At 40.7% G+C, this 22,024-nt stretch carries 21 protein-coding genes and 2 pseudogenes; 1 reads left to right on the forward strand and 22 read right to left on the reverse strand.

All coding sequences use genetic code 11. The annotated features are described in order from the left end of the window. Positions 1 to 44 precede the first annotated feature (44 nt). The 9 genes from M1D90_RS12075 to M1D90_RS12115 form a co-directional block, all read right to left on the reverse strand. Positions 45 to 650, reverse strand: a complete 606-nt coding sequence (locus tag M1D90_RS12075) for a PadR family transcriptional regulator (RefSeq protein ID WP_081691824.1) — start codon at positions 648 to 650, stop codon at positions 45 to 47. 35 nt (positions 651 to 685) lie between these two features. After that, positions 686 to 1,378, reverse strand: a complete 693-nt coding sequence (locus M1D90_RS12080; RefSeq protein WP_020451541.1) for a HoxN/HupN/NixA family nickel/cobalt transporter — start codon at positions 1,376 to 1,378, stop codon at positions 686 to 688. A gap of 65 nt (positions 1,379 to 1,443) precedes the next feature. Continuing rightward, positions 1,444 to 2,268 carry an urease accessory protein UreD gene (locus M1D90_RS12085; protein ID WP_105980968.1) on the reverse strand — a complete coding sequence of 275 codons (825 nt, stop codon included), beginning with the start codon at positions 2,266 to 2,268 and terminating at the stop codon, positions 1,444 to 1,446. A 1-nt stretch (position 2,269) separates the two neighbouring features. Continuing rightward, positions 2,270 to 2,881, reverse strand: coding sequence for an urease accessory protein UreG (gene ureG / locus M1D90_RS12090; RefSeq protein ID WP_020451539.1), 612 nt, complete (start codon positions 2,879 to 2,881; stop codon positions 2,270 to 2,272). 20 nt (positions 2,882 to 2,901) lie between these two features. Beyond that, positions 2,902 to 3,585 carry an urease accessory protein UreF gene (locus M1D90_RS12095; RefSeq protein WP_105980967.1) on the reverse strand — a complete coding sequence of 228 codons (684 nt, stop codon included), beginning with the start codon at positions 3,583 to 3,585 and terminating at the stop codon, positions 2,902 to 2,904. After that, the gene (ureE, locus tag M1D90_RS12100; protein WP_020451537.1) at positions 3,578 to 4,033 is read right to left on the reverse strand and encodes an urease accessory protein UreE; all 456 of its coding nucleotides are present in this window, start codon (positions 4,031 to 4,033) and stop codon (positions 3,578 to 3,580) included. The genes M1D90_RS12095 and ureE overlap by 8 nt, the downstream gene beginning before the upstream one ends. Before the next feature lie 10 nt (positions 4,034 to 4,043). Next, positions 4,044 to 5,756, reverse strand: coding sequence for an urease subunit alpha (gene ureC / locus M1D90_RS12105; RefSeq protein WP_075213267.1), 1,713 nt, complete (start codon positions 5,754 to 5,756; stop codon positions 4,044 to 4,046). Continuing rightward, on the reverse strand, positions 5,753 to 6,079 hold the full coding sequence (ureB, locus tag M1D90_RS12110) for an urease subunit beta (protein ID WP_020451535.1): 327 nt from the start codon (positions 6,077 to 6,079) through the stop codon (positions 5,753 to 5,755). Before ureB ends, ureC begins: the two co-directional genes overlap by 4 nt. 21 nt (positions 6,080 to 6,100) lie before the next feature. Next, positions 6,101 to 6,403, reverse strand: coding sequence for an urease subunit gamma (locus tag M1D90_RS12115; RefSeq protein WP_020451534.1), 303 nt, complete (start codon positions 6,401 to 6,403; stop codon positions 6,101 to 6,103). Positions 6,404 to 6,643: 240 nt separating this feature from the next. On the opposite strand from M1D90_RS12115, the gene M1D90_RS12120 reads away from it, so the two are divergent. Further along, positions 6,644 to 7,588 (forward strand): urea transporter, encoded by a 945-nt coding sequence (locus M1D90_RS12120; protein ID WP_456282793.1) that lies wholly within the window; start codon positions 6,644 to 6,646, stop codon positions 7,586 to 7,588. Positions 7,589 to 8,158: 570 nt separating this feature from the next. Here M1D90_RS12120 and M1D90_RS12125 read toward each other — a convergent pair. The 13 genes and pseudogenes from M1D90_RS12125 to M1D90_RS12185 form a co-directional block, all read right to left on the reverse strand. After that, the gene (locus M1D90_RS12125) at positions 8,159 to 8,410 is read right to left on the reverse strand and encodes a hypothetical protein (RefSeq protein WP_020451531.1); all 252 of its coding nucleotides are present in this window, start codon (positions 8,408 to 8,410) and stop codon (positions 8,159 to 8,161) included. A 518-nt stretch (positions 8,411 to 8,928) separates the two neighbouring features. Next, a complete protein-coding gene (locus M1D90_RS12130; protein WP_179289495.1) occupies positions 8,929 to 10,062 on the reverse strand; it encodes a response regulator aspartate phosphatase in 1,134 nt (377 codons plus the stop codon). A 99-nt stretch (positions 10,063 to 10,161) separates the two neighbouring features. Next, positions 10,162 to 10,472, reverse strand: a pseudogene (locus M1D90_RS12135) (MFS transporter); the annotation flags it as partial. A 111-nt stretch (positions 10,473 to 10,583) separates the two neighbouring features. Next, complete coding sequence (locus M1D90_RS12140; protein ID WP_224146065.1) at positions 10,584 to 10,751, reverse strand: hypothetical protein; 168 nt, start codon at positions 10,749 to 10,751, stop codon at positions 10,584 to 10,586. Positions 10,752 to 10,806: 55 nt separating this feature from the next. Then, a complete protein-coding gene (locus M1D90_RS12145) occupies positions 10,807 to 11,241 on the reverse strand; it encodes an SMI1/KNR4 family protein (protein ID WP_095290566.1) in 435 nt (144 codons plus the stop codon). A gap of 1 nt (position 11,242) precedes the next feature. Beyond that, positions 11,243 to 11,365, reverse strand: a pseudogene (locus M1D90_RS12150) (hypothetical protein); the annotation flags it as partial. Between the two features lie 14 nt (positions 11,366 to 11,379). After that, positions 11,380 to 11,622, reverse strand: a complete 243-nt coding sequence (locus M1D90_RS12155; protein ID WP_456282794.1) for a hypothetical protein — start codon at positions 11,620 to 11,622, stop codon at positions 11,380 to 11,382. 1,006 nt (positions 11,623 to 12,628) lie between these two features. After that, entirely contained in the window at positions 12,629 to 13,759 is a 1,131-nt protein-coding gene (locus M1D90_RS12160) for a response regulator aspartate phosphatase (protein WP_456282795.1), read from the reverse strand. A 212-nt stretch (positions 13,760 to 13,971) separates the two neighbouring features. Then, positions 13,972 to 15,228, reverse strand: coding sequence for an MFS transporter (locus M1D90_RS12165; RefSeq protein ID WP_456282796.1), 1,257 nt, complete (start codon positions 15,226 to 15,228; stop codon positions 13,972 to 13,974). A gap of 850 nt (positions 15,229 to 16,078) precedes the next feature. Next, entirely contained in the window at positions 16,079 to 16,513 is a 435-nt protein-coding gene (locus M1D90_RS12170; RefSeq protein ID WP_020451523.1) for a DUF2243 domain-containing protein, read from the reverse strand. 171 nt (positions 16,514 to 16,684) lie between these two features. After that, the gene (locus tag M1D90_RS12175; protein WP_023857639.1) at positions 16,685 to 18,424 is read right to left on the reverse strand and encodes a hydantoinase B/oxoprolinase family protein; all 1,740 of its coding nucleotides are present in this window, start codon (positions 18,422 to 18,424) and stop codon (positions 16,685 to 16,687) included. Beyond that, positions 18,421 to 19,899 carry a hydantoinase B/oxoprolinase family protein gene (locus M1D90_RS12180; RefSeq protein WP_456282797.1) on the reverse strand — a complete coding sequence of 493 codons (1,479 nt, stop codon included), beginning with the start codon at positions 19,897 to 19,899 and terminating at the stop codon, positions 18,421 to 18,423. The genes M1D90_RS12175 and M1D90_RS12180 overlap by 4 nt, the downstream gene beginning before the upstream one ends. After that, on the reverse strand, positions 19,896 to 22,001 hold the full coding sequence (locus M1D90_RS12185; RefSeq protein WP_456282798.1) for a hydantoinase/oxoprolinase family protein: 2,106 nt from the start codon (positions 21,999 to 22,001) through the stop codon (positions 19,896 to 19,898). Before M1D90_RS12185 ends, M1D90_RS12180 begins: the two co-directional genes overlap by 4 nt. Positions 22,002 to 22,024: the final 23 nt, after the last annotated feature.

Genomic DNA, 22,024 nt, shown 5'->3' on the forward strand with positions numbered 1-22,024 from the left:
ATATTGAGGCGCCTTATTTTATGTACGTGATATTCGTTTTCTGTCTAGATAAGCAGTGACGCTCCATTTATCCCTTCTACACTGACATAACACAGAAAGGGAAAATTAAATTTCTTATCTTTTATTAGATTTAAAACCTTCTGACACCATGTTTTTTCCTCTTTGGCCAGTCTGAATTTGCGATCAATCAAGATATAACGGCCAAAGTTTTTTGACATGCTATCCGATTCCTTGTTTTTTTCTAGCTCCGCCATTTTGTTCAATTGGGTATCAATTGTTTTTTCTAAATTTTTGATTCGATCCTGAATCAGTTTTACAGAATCTTCCTCTTTCAACAACCAAATCGAATATACTTTAATAAGAAATTCGTCCCTATTTATTGGATCTGAAGGAGATACAGCGATCCAATCTTCTAACGCTTCTTTTCCCTTGTCAGTAATGGAGTATATTTTTTTATCAGGTTTCCCTATTTGCTCTACATGCTCGTATTCAAGAAATTTTTCTTGTTCCATTTTATTTAGCAAAGGATATATTTGACTATGTTTTGCCGGCCACACTACCTCCAGGTACTGAACTAACTCATATCCTGAACAAGGTCTTCTGCCGAGAACGCTCAGAATGGCATACCCTAAAGTATTTATATCATTCACCTCAATCTTTAAATGGCGGTTACTTTATACTATTTTTAAATCCAAAGGTTAAATAAACCCTCATTAATACCCAAGTTATACATATAGTATACACCAAAAACAGCACTTATTACACCCGTCGTCATCCCTAGTGTTCCGCTGATTGCCCCTCGCTTCTTACTCAGCACAAAGGGAATTCCAATGATTGTTGTAAAGAAAAGCATACCAATAACTGTTCCTGCCCCGAATATAAGAATATATATTGCCGCTTCCTCTACACTCTTGACAGTACTTATCGTTAATAAGACCATGGCTCCACTTCCTGCAAGACCATGAACTAAACCGATGAATGTTGATCTTAAGTACGTTACGTTTTTATGGCGGCGCTTATGGTCGCCGCTGCTTTGATGGGTGTGGAGATGTTTGTGTTGATGCGTATGTACAGGGCTATTCTTGAAAGAAAGAATCGTTTTAACCCCTAAATAAACAAGCATGACTCCTACTAAAAATTCTAAGGACATCGACCATTTTTCTGATATTTGCCCCTTCATTACAATGACAATGATTCCAACTATAAACAATGTTACAGTATGGCCAATGCCCCAAAATATGCCCGCTAAAGAAGCTTGCCATAACTTTTTACTTTGACTTGCAATTGTCGATACCGCAATCACATGGTCAGGTTCAATCGCATGCTTGATTCCTAAAATTAATGCCAGCATTAAAACCGAGAATAATGTACCTTCCACAAAATACAGCCCCTTCTTGAATCTGAAAAAAACCAACAATTGAACAGTTGCTGGTTTTTTAACCGTTAATATTTTCTTAAAAAACTTGGGGTTTTGTTAAACCATACTTGGTTGAGGAGATGATGAAATTCGGAAAACAGACTTTCGATGATCTGTGTTTGATTTGCTAATACCCGTACGGAAAACCCAGGGACAGGCAATAAAGATATGCCTATTTTATATTCTTTTGTCTGAGTATCCACGGCCTGATATAAACGATCAAGAAGGTCATGATCTACTTGTTCATTGATCACAATCATGGAACCTAAGTGAGAATAGCCTTCCATTAAACCCAGACCATCTATATTTTGTTTGGCCGGGCATAGTTTGATATGGTCATAGACTGCCAGCTCATTTTCCATATAGATTTCATTAATGAATTGAAGCATCTCATAGGTAAACTTTTCTCCACTAGGAGACCATCCAGGAGTCACAATATCTGAATAAAGGAACGTACATCCTTTTTCAATATATACTATATTTTTTTGTTTATACCGTGCATTTTGATAGCCGATAAGCGGATCGGGAATGTACTCAAGATAACTGCCTTCCTTAAGGTTAAATTCCGTTTCCTGATATGCATGTGTATGCGGTGTCTTATATATTTTAGTTGCCGATTGGGTTGTTAATGTTAATCTTGCTTGTTTCTCCAGTGAAATCTTCATTTGATAGCGATCACCGTCTAAATAACCGCCGCCGGGGTTTAAAATATAATAACAGGCTTGTCCTGATTCATCATGATAAATAGGACGCATGACTTTATACGCCCCCTGAAAATACACATTTTTCGCAATGGTCTTTCCATTTTTTTCTTCAGCGCTCAAACGCAAAACGCCTGTCCAGTCCCCCATCTTACTCCAGTCCTTTTAATAGTGCATTTTCCTTAATCCAGTCAATGACTTGATCAAGACCTTCATTCGTTTTTAAATTTGTAAAAGCGAACGGCTTGTCTCCGCGGAAAACCTTCGTATCAGATGCCATAACGTCCAGATTTGCTCCAACGAAAGGCGCTAAATCTGTTTTATTGATGATAAACAAATCAGATTTAATCATTCCTTGACCGCCTTTTCGCGGTATTTTCTCCCCTTGGGCCACATCAATAATATAGATTGAAAAGTCAACAAGTTCAGGGCTGAATGTAGCTGCCAGATTATCTCCGCCGCTTTCAACGAAAATAAGTTCAACGTCTGGATTCTTCTTCACTAGCTCATCAATGGCTGCAAAGTTCATTGACGCGTCTTCGCGTATTGCCGTATGAGGGCAGCCGCCTGTTTCCACACCTATAATCCGATCTGCGGGAAGCACCCCGTTGTTCATTAAAAACTTGGCATCTTCTTTTGTATAAATGTCGTTTGTCACAACTGCCATACTCATTTCATCTTGCAAATGCCGGGTTAATTTTTCGACTAACATCGTTTTCCCTGCTCCTACAGGTCCTCCTACACCGATCCTAATTGGTTTCATACCTAACACTTCCTTTTTTATTAAGACATGAAAATACGAATATTTACACGCTCGTGCATCATTTGAGATAATTCTAAACCGGGAGAAACAATCCCGAATTCTTCTTCATTTAAACTTTGAATTTTTTCTGTTGCTTCGATTAAAACAGTCTGAAATTCTTGAATTGTCTTTTGACCTGCCACTTGCCCTAAAGGGACAGCCCGTACCGCATTTTGAACAAGATTTGAGACTGCTGAATACAAATAGTACAGTGTAGTCGTTGATGAAGGGACACCAAGATGATGACCTACAATCGTAAATACAATGGAGGGATGTCCAAACGATTGCTTTTGATCTATACGCTCCCGATATATTGAAAGAATGGGTATATCATATAGGGATTCTATAAGATTTAACATCCGCTCGCCCATCCTTTGGGTTCCTTCTCTTGTTTCACGCGGCAAACTTTGAACAGTCAACATGCGATCTAATTTCCATACTGTTTGTAAATCTTCGTTCTCTAAAGCTTCATATACAAGACGGGAAGCCAACCCATCTGAATAGATGAGCTGCTCGTTTACATACGTATGAAGCCATTGTACGAACGTTGCTTGATCATGGACTTTATCTTCTTGAATATAGGTCTCAAGACCATACGAATGACTAAAAGCCCCTATAGGGAAATTTGAATCACATAGTTGGAGTAAAGATAAAATATTAATCATGGCTATGACCGATATGGCGGAAAGCCTGTTTTACTTTTCGGTCTTCACGTTTATATGGAATTTGCAGGTCTTGAAGTAACTCTTCTACAAGATAATCATATTGAACAAGCATTTCGTCCTCTTCAAACTGCGCCGGCAGGTGGCGATTTCCTAATTGATGAGCGATCGTTCCCATTTCATTCAAGGTGCGCGGTTTGATAACTAATAAATCATCGGACAGTACATCGATGACGATCATATTTTTATCGTCCATATACAAAACATCACCAGCGACAAGGTCACGCGCTTCTTTTAAGCGTATTCCAATTTCGTTGCCATGATCTGTTTTCACCCGTTGGATTCGTTTTACTAAATAAGCACTTTCAAGGTAAACTTTTTCAATATGGCGTTTTTCAATTTCCTCTTTTTCCATGTTTTCAAGATTTGTTACGATTTGTTCAATGATCATGACTCTCACCTCAGAATAGGAAATATCGTTGACCCATTGGCACCTTATCAACAGGGTCACATGTAATTAATTGGCCATTTACTTTTACTTCATATGTTTGTGGATCGACCGTTATTTCAGGAGTTTCGCAATTCAGCTTCATATCTTTTTTCGTTAGTTTGCGAATGCCGCGAACCGGAAGAATGATTTTTTGCAACCCAAGCTTCTCATGCACTTTGTCATCGAAAGCTGCCTGGGAAATAAACGTAATGGAAGTGCTGGACAACGCCTTGCCAAACTGCCCATACATCGGACGGTAAATAACAGGCTGCGGTGTCGGGATAGAGGCGTTAGCATCTCCCATTAAGCTCTCTGCAACAAAGCCGCTTTTCATCACCATTTCAGGCTTCACACCGAAAAATGCTGGATTCCAGACAACGAGATCGGCCATCTTCCCTCTCTCGATAGAACCGACATATTCGGAAATACCATGAGTAATGGCAGGATTAATTGTATATTTGGCAATATAACGTTTTACGCGGTTGTTGTCCGAAAGCTCGCTGTCGCCCGCCATTGTTCCTCTTTGTTTTTTCATCTTATCGGCTACTTGCCATGTACGTAAAATGACTTCTCCAATCCGTCCCATCGCTTGGGCATCCGAACTAGTCATACTGAATACACCCATATCCTGGAGAATATCCTCAGCTGCAATCGTTTCGCGTCTGATACGTGAGTCAGCAAACGCCAAATCTTCCGGAATAGATGGATTCAAGTGGTGACAGACCATTAACATATCTAAGTGCTCATCTACCGTATTGACTGTATAAGGTAATGTCGGGTTCGTAGATGACGGCAGAACATTGTTAAAGCTGGCCGATTTAATTAAGTCAGGAGCATGTCCTCCCCCTGCACCCTCTGTATGGTACATATGAATGACGCGATTTTTAATAGCTGCCATTGTATTTTCCATAAATCCGCCTTCGTTTAATGTATCCGCGTGAAGGGCAACCTGAACATCATATTTGTCAGCCACACTTAGCGCATGATCGATAGCTGAAGCTGTAGCGCCCCAGTCCTCATGAACTTTCAGTCCAATGGCGCCGGCGCGTATTTGCTCTACCAGCGGAGCTTCTGAAGCGGCTTGTCCTTTTCCTGTAAACCCAACATTAATCGGCATGCCCTCTGCCGCTTCAAGCATTCGGTGCATATGCCACTCGCCCGGTGTAACTGTGGTAGCCTTTGATCCTGCAGCAGGGCCTGTTCCTCCTCCAATTAGGGTGGTAAGACCTGAAGCTAATGCTGTTCTGATTTGCTCCGGATTAATAAAATGGACGTGAGTGTCAATTCCGCCCGCAGTTACAATCATACCTTCAGCAGCAATAACTTCTGTACCAGAGCCAATCACAATATCCACATTGTCCATGATTAGCGGATTACCTGCTTTCCCGATTCCAGCGATTTTGCCATCACGAATTCCAATGTCCGCTTTATAAATACCAGTGTAATCTAAGACAACAGCATTCGTAATGACAACATCTGCTATTCCCTCTCCACGTGTAACTAAAGGGTGTTGTCCCATTCCATCACGAATAACTTTACCGCCGCCGAATACCACTTCATCTCCATATGTCGTGTAGTCTTTCTCAATTTCGATGAGCAAATCTGTATCTGCCAGACGAATAGAGTCCCCTGTAGTCGGGCCGTACATTTCAGCGTATTGCTTTCTTGGCATCTTGAAACTCATGATTGGTTCCCCTCTTTTTCCAATGATCCGTCCACTTTATTATTAAATCCGTATACCCGGCGTTCGCCGGCGTAAGGCACTAATTCCACTTCTTTTTCATCCCCGGGCTCAAAACGCACAGCTGCTCCTGCCGGAATGTTTAGTCGCTTTCCAAATGCTTCTTCTCGTTTGAATTGAAGCGCTTCATTCGCTTCATAAAAATGAAAATGTGAACCTACTTGAACTGGGCGGTCACCTGTATTCGTTACATTCAATTTGGACGCCGCTCTTCCGACATTACAAATGATATCCGTTTCTTTTAAAAATAGTTGCCCCGGTTCCATTTCAATAGCCTCCTATCCATTTTATTTAATTGGACTATGTACAGTTACAAGCTTTGTGCCGTCTGGAAATGTAGCTTCTACCTGGATATCATCAATCATTTCCGGAATGCCTTCCATTACATCTTCCCGCGACAATATGGTTGTTCCATATTCCATCAACTCCGCAACTGTTTTTCCATCCCGTGCTCCTTCCAACACTTCATACGTTATCAGGGCTACTGCTTCCGGGTGATTCAATTTTAACCCCCGTTCTTTACGTCGCTTCGCAAGATCTGCTGCGACAACAATCATAAGCTTGTCTACTTCACGCGGTAATAGTTGCATCACAAAACCTCCCTGTATTTTTATTACGACCAAACGGTGAGCATTCATATAAGGGGGAGCCAGTTCATTAACATTCTGAGCTGAAAGCGCAAAAACTAAAAAACTGAAAATATATTTGATTCCCCTGCTTCTGTTTTAAATGTATATCATTTTTTACATATATGTCAATTTATATATCAAAAAATTTATATATGATACACTGAAGATATATAACCTTGAAAAGAAAGGAGAATATTCATTATGCGAAAAAACAAACTCCATTTATTAAGCGAGGGGGTGTTTTTCCGTTTAATAACAGCTTCTCTCAAAGGCATCTCTCAAGTCATCCTGATTGAGAATGTGATGACCGGCTTTCTAATCCTTATAGCCATTACTATTTTTTCCTATTATTTAGGTATAATCGCTTTGTTGTCCGCTGTTATCGGTACTTTAGTAGGGAAATTGGGAGCGGCAGATGAAAAGATTATAAATGAGGGACTATTAGGATATAATTCTGTGTTAACAGGAATGGCATTGGCATCATTCTTAACTGGCCCTTACATGTGGCTTGTCGCTTTAATTGGATCAGCCTTAGCAGCCATTTTTACAGCCGCCATGATGCATTTTACGAAAAGAACCGAAGTTCCAATTCTTACATTCCCCTTTGTTATCCTGACGTGGTTTATATTGCTGGCTTCATACAAATTAAATAGGATTAAATTAAGCTCTGCCCTGATACCTCAGGATTTAACACACTGGGAACTAAAGACAGCAGGGGAAGTCAATTTAATAGACGGGGTCTTTCATGGAATTGGACAAGTATTTTTTCTGAATAACACAGTATCCGGGATTTTAATTTTTCTCGCCGTATTTTGGGCAGGAAGAAAACTAGGACTTTATGCAGTTACCGGAAATGCAGTTGCCATCATCATTGCATTCCTTTTAGGAGGAGAGCGTTCTCTCATCACATTGGGTCTTTACGGGTATAATGCAATTTTAACAATCCTGGCCGTATCTGCCATTTTTAAAAGTGAACATAACCGGTTTTCATTTTTGTCAGGGATCATTTCAGCTTGTCTGACGGTGCCTATAACAGCGGGACTCAGCACATATCTTTTGCCATATGGACTCCCCGCGCTAACAATGCCGTTTGTTCTTTGTTCATGGCTGTTTTTAGGTGCAAGAAAGGTTCTGCCAAACTTATAGCATTGCCTATTGATGATGTAAATCAGCCGCTTAGTGGTTACGCAAGAAATAAAAGTCATGGAAGAAACCCATGATGTCTTACTATACGAATCTACTCGCGTTTAGACATTAATGAATGATAACTTGTGAAAAACGATGGTGAGCTAAAAACTTACAGGAATGCCGGGACTTTGATAGGAATGTTCCATTTCATTGACACTCTCACTTCAGAAATATCTGGAATCAATCGATTACCACATGAAACAGACTTATTTTTCAATAATGATGCTATGAGAGCGTCTCCGACATTATTCGCTAGATAAGACCCTTAGGCCAGTCAGTCTGAAGGTGTGCTGCGGCCGCTGTTCAGCTCTCCCCTGTAAACTGTGAAAAACTCATATTGGCGCAAGCATATTCTGATGGTGCCGCTGAAAACTGTTCCAGCTTTGTTTTCATTGATCAACGAGAGGGGCATAAATAAAGAGGATTTGGACACAGAGAGGTGAAAGTAACTGATTTGGTTAATGAAAAAAATTCTGTCTCAGAAAGAATAAGAATACAAACGATTGAGACAGAATTTTGTCTTACGGTTTACTTATACACGTAGCAAGTTCCTTGTATAACCGTAACACATGTATATGTTTCATGATAAGATTTACCTTGGCTGTCTCTAAAGAAAACAGTTACAGTATTGTTGCCATTCCATTGGAATTGATAGGCGTCTGGATACTTGTCTCGAATCGGAGTTAAATCCGGCGCAGCACTTGCAGGTAATCCGGATACCAACAGAGCCCCAGCAACTGCAACCGCTCCCGCTACTTTTTTGAGTTTGTTTTTAAACATAAACACATCCCCTTTTCGTTTTGTTTACCTATTAAATGCTTGTCCATTTAATAGACACCTTGAGCTTAACACCAAAAGGATGAAAAAATTGTCAAATGGTGTAGAATTGAAAAATAATTCAAAAATAATACACATTTTTACAATTGATTAGCCATAACTTTAATCACTTTTCACTTAGGATTTACTTTAATTGCATTCCTCAGCATCAATCCTCCCATTTTTTCTAGAGGCAAATCTGGTGCTGGGAGTATATTTGAGAGCCGCTTCTTTACTGGATTGAATATATTGGTGAAATCCGGAAAACTAATCGATATTTCAGAAATGAAAAAGACCAGCCCATAAACTCACGGTGAGTTTCACGTACTGGTCTCTTTTAAAAGTTCTATATATTAATTTAGCAGTCTCAGAGTTAAATTGCTACCCTGTCAGCAACATGATTTGCTGTATTTGTTGATTGATCGTAAGAAGTGCCCAATAAACCAACTGCACCCAATAACATAAAAGAGCAAATTAGCAACTTAGCTTTCGTTTACTGTCTCACTTCTTTGTATTTGTCTTCTTGCCTCAACTACTCTGCGGTAAAACTCAAGTGAATCATGTAGCATTTCTTTTCCTTGTAGAAGTTCTGCCGTGATGACTCCATACTCTTCTATGTCTGCATACATACCTTTTTCACTGAAGAACTGAAAGGATTCTCGAACAACGTCAAGGTCAAATGATAAGTACAACCCGTAAATCATTTTCAGCTTTGCAAGGAATTCTTGATCCTCAAACTTTTGAGCCCACTCCCTACCCTCGAAGTACAGGTCTTCTGCTTCAATCCACTTCTCTTGTTTCGCTTTAACGTGTGAAATATTAAAGAGGGCTTTTGGCAAAAAGCTGTGCTTTTCATTTTTATAAAGTTTAGCAGCCATTTGAAAGTGATTCTCTGCTTTGTAATGTTCTTCTAGTTGACTATAACATATTCCAATATTCAAGTGTGAAGAACCAATTAAATAATCAACTTGCAATTCCTTTGCATCTGACAGTGCTTTGCTGGTATGCTCCAGAGCTTTTTCAGGATTCATTTTATCCAGCCAGTTACCAGTCATTAAAAATTGGCATTGTACTCTACGCTGCCCATACGTAGGCTGTTTTAAATAAATCTTATATGCATGATTAGCATAATACATTGAAAAATATGTTTGTTTCATATAAAAATAAATTTCTGACAATTTGAAATAAAATTCTGCCTTTTCAATCTCATCGCTTTCAAATGAATTCAGCTGATTTTCAGCATTTTGGTAGTAAGCCAAAGCATGAAGAAGTTCTTTTTGTCTAAAATGATACATTGCTGTGAATAAATAGTAATAATATTCGAGCATACCATTCAAACTTTTCCCGCCTTTAGTCTTTTCCCGTAACTCTTCATAATGAACCTGAATATCTTTTGCAGCTTCTGGACAAAGGTAATCCAACATCAACTTATGACGGAATTCAAGCAATGAAAAATATATAAGAACATCCTGATTTTCTTCCATTATAGCGATCTCTTGTTTAACCTCAGATCTCATTTTTTCAGCTTTATCAACCCAGTCATTTTTAAGAGCTACATACCAATAATTCATTTTCGTTGCGACCAGATCATAAGGTATTACGCTTTTATCAACCAAAATTAAAACCCCTTTCTTCTCCAGTTTTTCTGATACTTGACTCTTGAAAGTTTATTTAATCATTGGTATTTAAACGTGTGAATTTTCTTACTCTTTAAGCAATGGTGAAAATCCACTAAAATAAAAAATATTGGAATGATCAGCATCAATGAAGCCCTTGTTATATCTGCGGAGAACATCCAGAACTTAAGAGTTTTTGGTTTCATAAAAGGTGAATTCAACGGTCCTATTAAAGCTTGGGGAAGAAGGGTGACAGCTATTAGCATACCTGTTCCGACAGCCCCTTTTCCATCTAAAATGAGAAACCACAAAATAGAAGTAAAAGCAAAGCTGTCTGCGGTTATTTTCACCATTTTAGAGACAAACAGAAAGGAAAAATTTCTTTCCCACACAGTGGAGACACTATTCATTCCTCAAAAAATCCCCCTTACATAAATCCCTCAATTTTACAGGTCTCTCACCAAAGCATATCCTATATTTGGTTTCTTGGTCAATGTAGGAGAGGAATAATTTAAGAAACATTAAGGTGAAAAAGGGATTTCACAATCAATCGTTTCCCTTCTAAAAAGATTGACATTAAGTTCATTTTCAATAAATTTAACTTTTTCTTCAGAAACTCCTCCTGTAATAGTCGCATGGTCTTTGCTGTCATTTTCTTTTATGAATTTTTCCACCTTAGAATAATCCATTTTTTCATATCCTCTGCTAGGGGAATTTCATCCCCAGTGTCACTCTCATTTTTCGTTAGGCTAAATCAATATAATATTTGTCGTCATCCATAACTTTAATTAGAAATTCTTCCAATGAATCTGCTATCTTTATATCATCATAATAAATTGGATTGTTTTGCTCTTCACTTAATTCAATTAATAATAACGCACTTTCATTCGCCTCAAAAAATATTAATTTATCTTCTTCCAGATCCTCATAAATTTCGATGTCAGGATAAAAATCAAAATCATTTGTTTTCAATCTAGCGTCTCTTATTGAAGATGGCCCCATAATCCGATTGATGTTATATTCTGATTTTTTCAGAAAACCATAGCCTACTTCCAATAGAAACTTCCGTAATTCAAAAGGCATCTTTAATCCCAATGTTTCTTCTACCTCTTGTATTTCTTCCTCACTTACTGGATAAAATTGATTTTCTTGATAATCTTTAATAAAATCGTATTTCATTTTATTTACCCCCTTTAAATAATTTATTCGCAGGTGATCCTGTACCGCGGATACCAGATTGATGTTCATTTGGAAATTTAGCAGGGTGTATATTCCACCACTCATGTTCTCCGCGAAAGCTATTCCATAGTCGGTGCCTCATTGTCTTTTAATTTTTTCACCTATTAACAGTGTGATCGTGCCTAATTCTTCAGGGGAATAGCCAAAGGAATTCAATTGATTTTTGATTAATTCTAAGACCTCATAATAAGAGAAATTCGATCCTAATCTATAATTTGTTTCTTCGGCACTTTCTCCTTCTGTAGGGTTCAATGATTCATTGTACTTCTCTTGAATTTCGCTCACTAAATCCACTAAGAAATTTTTCATGTCGTTTTCCATTTTTACATCTCCTTATTTTGATTTTAATATACCTTCAATAATTTGTTTTTGTTCTTGCTGTCTTTTGATATCAGAAGGCCATTTTTTAGTGATTAAAGCTTCTTGCTGTCTAGGGTCTAAACTTTTAAAGTGAGGTATATGTTTTTCGGGATTCTCTATTTTATCTTTGTGTTCAGCAATCTGTCTATCTATAGAACTTATGCCTTTCTTAATCTGTTCCGGTGATTTATCTATATATTGTTTATAAAAGCCTGAGTGTTTTCCACTGTTTTTAGCGATGTCATATGCGCTATTTGCCTTTTTGCCAGCATCAATATTGCTTTTTCACCGTTTTTCAACAACTTTTGCAGTCTTAGCAGTTTTTTCTGAAATATATAGTGCTCTCCCTACAAGCTAGCAGTCCCTGATGTAACGACACTTACTCCAACAAGAGTTCTTTCAAAACCAGAGAGCTCCTGACTGGTAAATAAGTTTAATAATCCAACACTATCCTCCTATCTATAAAATGACCAAATGCTATGCAGGTATATAAACTGATATTCAAGAAAATAAATCCATTTAAACTTTAAACGGATAATAAAGTTCTTTTTCTCCCTTTATTTCTACACTAAAAAAGACCAGCAGAAAATTTGGCTGATCTACATTTCATATTACTTGATTTAACAAGAAAAGGTTATTTAACATATTTTAAAATGTTGCTGGGAAAAGGCATAGAAACACTTTAAAAAATGTTTTAATCAATATGTTGAACCGACATTAAAGTAACTTTGTGTACTTATAAGTGTTAAAGAAGGAAGTGGGAATGCAATACGCCAAATATTAGTGAGAATAATAACCCTCCCTCTGTATATTGCAAGAAACAGAGAGAGGGTTATCTTAAAACCTTATGATTTAATTTCAAGTTTCAAGTCTAATTGCAACATCATAGCTGTCATTTTCCGTATGAATATACGAAGAAGCAGCAACTCCTGTGAAACCCAGCAATAAAACTGCACAAATCAATAGTTTAGATTTCATTTAGAAAATCTCCCCTTCGAATTTGTTTTCGTGCTTCAATTGCTTTACGATAAAACTCATTTGCACCCCGAATTTCACCTTGTTCAGTTAAAGTGTCACCTATACACACTCCATACCATTCCATATCAGGATATAACTTTTTTTCTTCGAAAAACCCGAAGGCTTCTCTAACAAGATCCAAATTAGAACCTAAGTAAATTCCTTTAACAATCTTCAATGTCGCCAATGTTTCTGCAATATTGTTTTGCTGAGCTAGCTTTAATGATTGCTCATAGAATTTTTTTGACGACCTGAAATCATTTTGCCTTGCTTTGATGTAAGCCAAAAGGTATAAAGCTCTTGCTGTAAAATCATCATTTTTCGGCGCAAGAATATCTAGGGATTTTAGATAAAATTCGGATGCTTTATCAAATTCTTCAAGGTTAGTATAACATACTCCAATGTTAAAAAGTGCTTTTCTGACCAAATAATTTTCGCCAAATTTCTCTGCATCCCCTAGTGCTTGCTTTGCGTGTTTTAAGGCTTCTTCAATATGCATATTGTCTAAACAGTTGCCTGCAATAACAAATTGACAATGTACCCGCCTGTTGCCGTAAGTTGGCTCTTCTTTATAAATGGCGTAAGCACGCTTAGCATAATTCATAGAGAAATATGTTTGTTTCATGTGGTAATATACCTCAGCCATTTTAAAATAGAACTCGGCCTTTTCTGTATTATCCCCTTCAATTGCTTCTATTTCCAACTCAGCTTTTCTGTAATAATTTAATGATAATACAAGTTCTTTTTGTCTGAAGTGGTACATCCCCATAAAAAATTGATAATAATATTCGAGCATTCCGTATAGATCTTGACTGCCTTTTGCTTCCTTCAACTTTTTATAATGCTTGTCTATCTTTATTTCGGAGCCCGGATATAGCTCTTCTAACATAAGTTGGTGACGGAATTCCAATAATGAAAAGTATACAAGAGCATCCTGATTTTCTTCCATGACCTTTATTTCTTGTTCAACTTCAGCTTTTGCTTTTTCAGCAGCAGCGCTTCTATTGTTTTTTATGCAGTTATACCAATAGTTCATTTTCGTTGCCACTAGATCATAAGGTATCACACTTTCAGTAGACATTTCCTAAACCCCTTTCATTAAGCTAAAACAAAACCAATTTGATGAATAACAATCTCTGTCCCATTCAGCCTCTCTTTTTTTTAATGAGAAAATCGACACTCTTTTTGCTAAACACAAAAAATTCACACAAATAACAGAGCGTTTTTTGTTCATGTATATTTATCTGAATATTAAGAAATATAGGATCGCATAAGTTAAATGCACAAATATAATTAGAGATCCATGGTATCTTCTTTGGCCTTGGATAAATCGGATCGTTGCGATTTCCCAAGTTTTGTGAAGGCCAAAATACCGAGTCCTGCAAGTATCTCGACGACTCCTCCAAAAGCGATGACCTTCCCTGCCCCAAAAACAGTCGCAGCATACCCCGCCGTTAAAGCACCGACAGGAATCATCACATATGAAATCATACTGATGACAGCATATACCTGCGGCTGATCCTCATCATTTACCGAAATTTGAATGATCGTATGTTCCGGAACATTTATTGCACTAATTGTTGCTCCTAAGATAAAAGCTGCTGCAAACACCAATATTAAAAGCGAATTGATACCTGTAATGAAAAAAGCTGTTCCTTCTACAATGCCAGCGGCAACAAACAACAATCCATAACGATTTACTCTCACTCTAGTCAGTATGAAACCCATTAAAAATGCTCCGCCGGTAGTTAGAACTCTCACTATAGAATGAATGATTGCCCCCTGGTTTAAATCTTCCGCTATATAGACTGCTGCAAGTGCTTCCCATGGTGCCGATCCTAAGTTCAAAAACACACAGAAAATCGCTAATGGAAACAAAATATGATGACGTCTTACAAGCGTAAATCCCCTTCTTAACTTCTTCAAATATGGCTCTCGCGATTGAATTGCTCCCGCATTCTCTTCCGCCTCACTCCCACCATATTGAATGAATAAGACCAAAATAGCTGACATTACATAGAGAGGTAATATCAGAAGCATTGTAGGAGCTGCGCCGATCAATACAATTAAAACACCGCATAGTGTAACTGCTCCTAGTTTTATTGCTTGACCTGCAGATTGTATTGTCGCATTTGCCTTTTGAATAATATCCTCTTTCACAATTTTCGGAATTAAAGAAACAGAAGCAGGATCATATGAGGCTCCCGTTGCGGAATGCAAAAGCATAAGCAATATGATAAACGTCAAAGGAGAAAAACCATTAAAATAGAAAACCGGGATAATCAACATTATGAATGCCCTAGTTAAGTCTGAAAAGAACATCCAAAATTTTAATTTATCCGTTTTCATCAAAGGAGTAATGATTGGCCCCAAAATAGCTTGAGGAAGAAAACTTACAGCTATTAAAAAAGCTGTCCCGATAGCCCCTTTTCCATCTAAAATAAGAAACCACAGGATTGTGTTAAATGCCAAAGAATCGGCCGTTATCTTTATCATCTTAGAGCAAAACAGAAAGGTGAAGTTTTTTTGCCACACAGTATTGCTATTCATTCTTAAAGATCCCCCTTACCACAAATCCCTCATTCTTACAGCAAGTTTGTCTTTAAGGATATCCTATTCCCGGATTATGTCAATGACAATTTGGAATAATTAAGGTAATTTTTATTTAAAGGATTAGGCTACTTATTTTATAACCTTTCCAGTTTTCTCTTCGCAGGGAGGAAATTCGCTTCGAACACCTAAAAATTCTTATTTGCTTATGAGAGCATCTTTGAATTTTCGTGTTTTCATTTTCAACTATGAATTGACGCTTCATCATGCGAAATAGCCCCTAATTGCAGTTCGCCAATCAGGGGTCTATTCGATCCGATGTTAATGCATTACACTTTTTTAGGTTTATTAATCGCTTTTAAAATAAGGACTGCGCTCATAAATAATATAATATCTTTTATTTCCGCTCTAAATCTTTGCTTTTCACTTCCTTTAATATCTCCCTAAGCAACTGTTGAGTTTCCTCGTTTTGTTTGCGATTTATCTTGTTTTCCTTTACCAATACGATCATGTAATATAAAAATAAAATGATACAGAAAGGATAAGCAAATTAGGCAGCAGCACACTTAACATTTTATATGTAAACCTCCTATTAAAAGATGGCAGTCAAACGATATAGACACCTTTTTCCATTGAATATGTGAATCCCCTTTTTGCTTGAAGTGAACAGTTGCACTTTGCCGCTCTTTAAAAACTTGTTACATAAACCGAATTCTTCAAGCGGCGGTCACTGATCATATCAACTTTTAAAATGGAGTTTTTTATTTCTTCAAATTTTGACAAAAACAGGGCAGGTCTTGTTGAAACCTGCGCTTTCCCGAGAAATAATTGTGCGAGTCAAACCAATTTTTCATTTCTGTTTGCCTTTTCTGTAGATCAGCCATCCGGCCAGAATGATCAAAAGGCCTGATGCGTCATAGGCAAGGTCGAATAAGAGGCGGTTCGGGCTTAGCGGGTTGACGTGGTGAATCTGAAGAAGATGATGATTGATGATGCCCTCGAGGAAATTAAACCAGCCCGCTCCTAACAAAGAGGCTCCCCAAAAGATGTGTTGCGGCCGGCTGCTGCTCAAGTCACCTCTGTTCCACAACAGGATCCCGCCGATAAAAAGAATGACGAGCGAAAACAGATGGAACAGTCCGTCGCTCATAATTTGGTGAGAGCGGTCTGTGTCCATGTACACGCTGTGCCATTGAAGCAATTGGTGAAAAACAATGCCATCGATCATGGCGATGATACCCACACCGAACAGAAAAGGTCCCCAAAACGCTTTTTTGTTTTTCATATGATTTGTCCTCCTTTACTTGCTAATCTGTTATGTACCCGCCTGCTTAAAAGATCAAACCGGTTATGTTTACATTCTCTCCCGAAAGCGATTATCCTCTTTTTACCATATGAGTATTTAAAAAGCTGATCCGAAAAGGTGTCTTCATTCCTTTCAGATCAGCTTTTTTATTTATGAAAGGCGTGAAGCCCGCACACGATTTGTTTCCATTTCATTAATGGTAAGTGTCTCAGGGTCAATCACGACACCGTAATCTTGCAATGCTGATTCAATGCTGACAAACTCGTTGAAGACGTCGTCCAGCACCTTTTCGGGTTCACGTTCCAGCGGATTTCCCCAGCCTCCGCCGCCTGCACGGTAAAATTGGATGATGCCGCCCGCAGGCATTTTGACTTCAAAAGCCGTTTCCTCGATCTCTTTGGCTTCGTCTGTTCCATACCCGACGATCACCTTGTTGCTTGGTGCATCGCCAGCTCCGCAGAAGCCTTTTGTTGTATTTCGGACCCCTGCCATCATGACGCTTGTGCGGCTTTCCTTTAAGTGCTGGATCTGAACATCCAACCCGGGGGTGCCTCTCCATCGGCCTGCTCCCGTAAAATCGCTCGTATATTCATGCTTTAATACACGGCTCGGGTATTGAACTTCAGTCATTTCAATAGATGGCAGAATAACTCCTGTCATAACAGGCGGATAAAGCCCCCATCCGTCCGTTTCGTATGCAGCCCCCGCACCGCCGGTATAGCCGTAAAAATTCAGGTTCACCCACGGCTTCCCGTCGTCGTATTTTCCGTGGGAATAAGCGAGAGGAAGCTTATGGGCGTTCACTCCGACGCGTTTTGGCGCACATTGGGAAATGGCCTGGAGAACAGCCTCGGCTATTTCTGCTCCTACGCACGCAGTTGCGTGTCCGCACGGTGCCGGCAGCTGCGGGTTCACAACTGTTCCTACAGGCGCAGTTACTGTTACCGGATTCATATATCCTTCATTGATCGGAATATCCTCATCACAGCAAGTCGAAATACCGACAAAAGCAAATGAAGTCGTATTTGAAAGCGGGCTGTTGATGAAGCCCTTTACTTGCGGAGAGGAGCCGGTAAAGTCAATGTGAAGATCGCTGCCTTTGACGGTCACCGTTGCGCGAACCTTAATATCGCGGTTGCCTTGAAAGTCGTGGTCAGCAAATGTTTCACCGACATAGGTGCCGTCCGGCCAGCTGGTGATTTCATCGCGAACCCTGTTTTCTGTATATTGAATCCGGTTGTCAATGGCCGTAATCACCTTCTCGGCGCCATACTTATCCAGCATCGTTTGGATTCGGGAGGCAGCGACCTTGCATGCCCCGATCATCGCGTTTAAGTCGCCTTCAAGCCAATGGGAAAGCCGGTTGTTTGCAACAATTAAATCGAATACATCCCTGCGCTTTTCTCCCCGCTCATAAATTTTTAATGGCGGAATCCGCAGCCCGTCATGCCAAATGTCTTTTGAGCGCGGATTGTACCCTCCGGCAACCGGTCCTCCATTATCGGCCATATGGCTTCGGACAGCAGGGAGCAGGATCGGCTTGCGATTATAAAAAACCGGCATGACGATTGTCCAGTCAAGGCTGTGCGAGCCTCCATGATACGGATCATTCACCAGGAGAATATCTCCGGGATGAAGATCGTACCGAAAAGCGTCCAATAAATGGTCAACTGCGCCTACTACCGCATAAAGGTGCAGCGTACAGCCCGGGGCTTGCGCGACAAGGCGCGATTTTTTGCCAGAAAGGTCAAAGACGCCCGTCGTAAAATCGTGTGCTTCGTTAAACAATGGTGAACGGGCCGTTCTCGTAACAGTGGCGCTCATTTCCCTGGCAACCGCATCAAGGGAACCGCCGACCACCTGTGATAGAATAAAGTCCTGATTAATCATAGCTGCTCCTCCTTTTGAGAGTACGTAAAGACGAGGAGCTCGCCTTTTTTCACATGTTGGTTTACCGTGCTTTCATAAAAGATTTCGTCACGATCTCCCGTTCTTGACAGAGACCCGTATTCTCCCCTTTCACTAAAAGGCAGAAGAAGGTTGAAATAAATATCGTCCTCCTGGTTAAGCAGAGACACTTTCATTTCCTCCCCATTGTCCGTCCACTCCCGGGAAACCATTTTAAAACCGTGGTAAAGCTCCAATTCCTCTGCAGAGACAAGCATCCGTTGACCAAATAAAGCAGGCGGCCCGAAGCCTTTTGAAGCTGATGGATACCCGGGCGCCAAAACGATTGATTTCGTTTCAGCTTCAGCGCCAAGCTCCGGATAAAAAACGGCCTGCGGACCTGTCCCGTAAATCGGCGGAAATTCTTCATTCGTGCTTTGTCCGTTTTGAATGGCTTTATATACCGCTTCAGCGATGAAATGGCCGGTAATGCTTGGAGCTAATGCTGTCGCTGCAGGAAATCCCGGATCCAAAATCGTACCCAGCCTCGTCTTCGTTTGAAAAGGTTGAAGCGTTCCTTCATTGATCGGTATTTCATCGGCAATTCTCGCCAGGAACGGCCAAACGGCAAACGCCTTCGTTAAAGCGGCAGGCGAATTAACCGGCTTTACGGATTGCGCCGATGATCTGCTCAAATCGATTTCAACCGCATCGTCCTTCTTTGAAATTTGCACATGAATTGTACTCTTGCTTCCTTCGGAAACTTCAAACTCCTGGACAGCGCTCATTTCTGTTTCAGGCAGATAAGAGACATGGTGCTCAACCCTTTTGCGGCTGTATTCAAACATGCTGTCGATCGATTCGGTCACTGTTTTCTGGCCGTAGCTACCAAGAAACGTTTTCAATTGCTGTTTGGCGCCATGCAAACATGTATACATGGCTTCCAAATCCGCTTTAAAAGAAGCGGGCACCCGGCTGTTTGATAATAAGAAACGAAGAATATCGGTCTGCAGAACGCCTTGCTTATAAAGCTTAACAGGTGTAATTCTGATATTTTCCTGCCATACTTCAAATGCATCGGGATGGAATCCGCCCGGATACTCGCCGGCCAAATCGATCATCTGAGCGCGGACAGCAGGGAAGAGTACGAGCTCCCCTTCAAGAAATAACGGCGCCGCCATGGTGAGCGACTGTCCTTTCGTTCCGCCGCTGTATGGATCTGCGACGAGCAACACATCTCCATCTGCGATATCAAATGAAAAATAGTCGAACAGATTTTCCACGCTTTCTTTTAATGCGAACAAATGTTCAGGCTCATATTGATGTTGAACCGCGATTTTCAGCTCATTCGTAAAAATCGTTGTAGCAAATGCCCGGTCTTGCGAAAGCAAAGAGGAACGGGAGATTCGCTGCAAATTATCCCCGATTTCTCTGCCGATCGATTGCAGCTTGCTATAAAGAATTTGAGCTTGGATCATGCATTTCCACCTCTAGTCGCCTGCTGAGAGTGCTTTACTTCAATGACACAGTTGCGGTAAGAATCGATTAGAGCCTCATGTCCCGGATAAACAACAATGGTCGTACCCCATTGCTCAATGATGGCCGGACCGACAATCAAGTTGCCCGGCTCAAGCATTGATCCGTTGAAAATAGGCGTCCTCGTCGGTTCGATGTCAAAATACATATCGCGTTCACCTGTTTTCGCTTTTGAAGGGTCCTCCTGCTCAAACGGCTCCTCTTTAAGCTTTAACGGCTCTCTGACGCCAACCAGGTCAAGGCGGAGATTTAAAATTTCAATGTCGTGCTCGGGATCTTTATGGGCAAACATTCTTTCATGAAGGTCATGGAAATCTGCCGCCGTTGCTTCAAGATTCAATTCTGTAATCCTCCGCGTCCTCGATTTTACCGGTACGGTTACTTCATGGACTTCCCCGGCGTAGCGCATATCGATAAAGCGGCGGGTTTCATATTGATTGGTGACCGACTGGCCTCCAAGTTTTTCGCGGGCCGTCTGTTCCATCTTTTCAAAATCGGCATTCATCGCTTGCAGGTCAACGTTTTTCAGACTTTCAAAGCGCGTCCTGAGCTCCGTTACTTTAAGGTTTGCTGCCACATCGCCGAGCGCACAGAAGACCGGGGCAAGGGACGGAACAATAACGGTTTTAATGCCGAGGTCTTCCGCCTGCTTGCCTGCATGGATGGCTCCGGCGCCGCCGACAGCCATTAGGGCGAAATTCCTTGGATCATGACCCCGTTGTGTCGTCACAAAGTGGACTGCATTTGACATATCGCTATTGACGATTTGTGAGATTGCAAGAGCGGCTTCTACTGTCGAAATTCCGAGCGGATCGGCAATCTGTGTGCGGATCGCCTTTTCAGCCAGTGAACGGTCAAGCTTCATTTCTCCGCCTAGAAAGTTATCTGGGTTAATATAGCCTAAGAAAACATTCACGTCCGTAACTGTCGGTTCTTCTCCGCCTCTTCCGTAGCAGGTCGGCCCCGGATTGGAGCCTGCGCTTCGCGGGCCGACTTGTAAAGCTCCGCCGCTGTCAATCCAGGCGATGCTTCCGCCGCCGGAGCCGATCGTGTGAATATCCATCATCGGCAGGGCAACCCGGTATCTGCTGATCCAGTTCTCAGTCGTGATCGCCGGATTTAACTTTTCGATAACCGAGACATCGTAGCTTGTTCCGCCCATGTCTACGGTAATGACGTTCTCGTAGCCCGATTTTTCTCCGATAAAGGAAGCAGCCGTCACTCCTCCGGCTGGACCTGAGAGAAGGCCTCCTGCGGCAAATTTTCCGCTTTGAATGACATTTTGGACCCCGCCGTTAGATTGCATGACAAACAGTTCTCCGGCAAATCCGTCTTCGCGAAGCCGTTCGTCAAGATGGTTCAAGTAGCTTTGCATGGAAGGGCCGGTAAACGCGTTGACAATGGTCGTGCTCACCCGTTCAAATTCCCGAATCTGCGGCAGCACTTCATACGATAACGATACAAACATGCCGGGAGCTTCCTCTTGAATAATCTCTTTAACGCGGATTTCGTGCGAAGGATTCATGAAGCTGAACAGAAAGCATACAGCAATCGCCTCGATCCCCTCTTGGATAAACCCGCGGACTGCCCGGCGGACGGCTTCTTCATCAAGCTCATTTACGATATTTCCTGTATGATCCAGTCGTTCAGGAATCCCCACACGATATCTTCTTGGGACAATTTGATAAGGTGCTTCCAAGCGCGGAGAAAACACGCTTTCTTTGTACGCGCGGCGGAATTCGATTTCGTCCCGAAAGCCTTCCGTTGTGAGAAGCCCCACCTTTGCTCCGTTATATTCCAGCAAAGCGTTAGTGGCAACTGTTGTTCCATGTACTACTAATGGACTATTAGCTAACAGGTCCTTTACGTCTATTCCGATGATTTCAGCCATTTTTTTAATTCCGTTCATGACACCATCAGACTGATCAGGGGTTGAAGGCGTCTTCGTCGAAACCATTTTCCCTCCCTTGTTGACAGCCACTAAATCTGTAAACGTCCCGCCGACATCAATTCCAAATACCCATTGGTTTTTTTCATTCATCATTGAAAACCTTTCCTCCTTATCCG

Source organism: Bacillus sp. JZ34 (assembly GCF_053903205.1).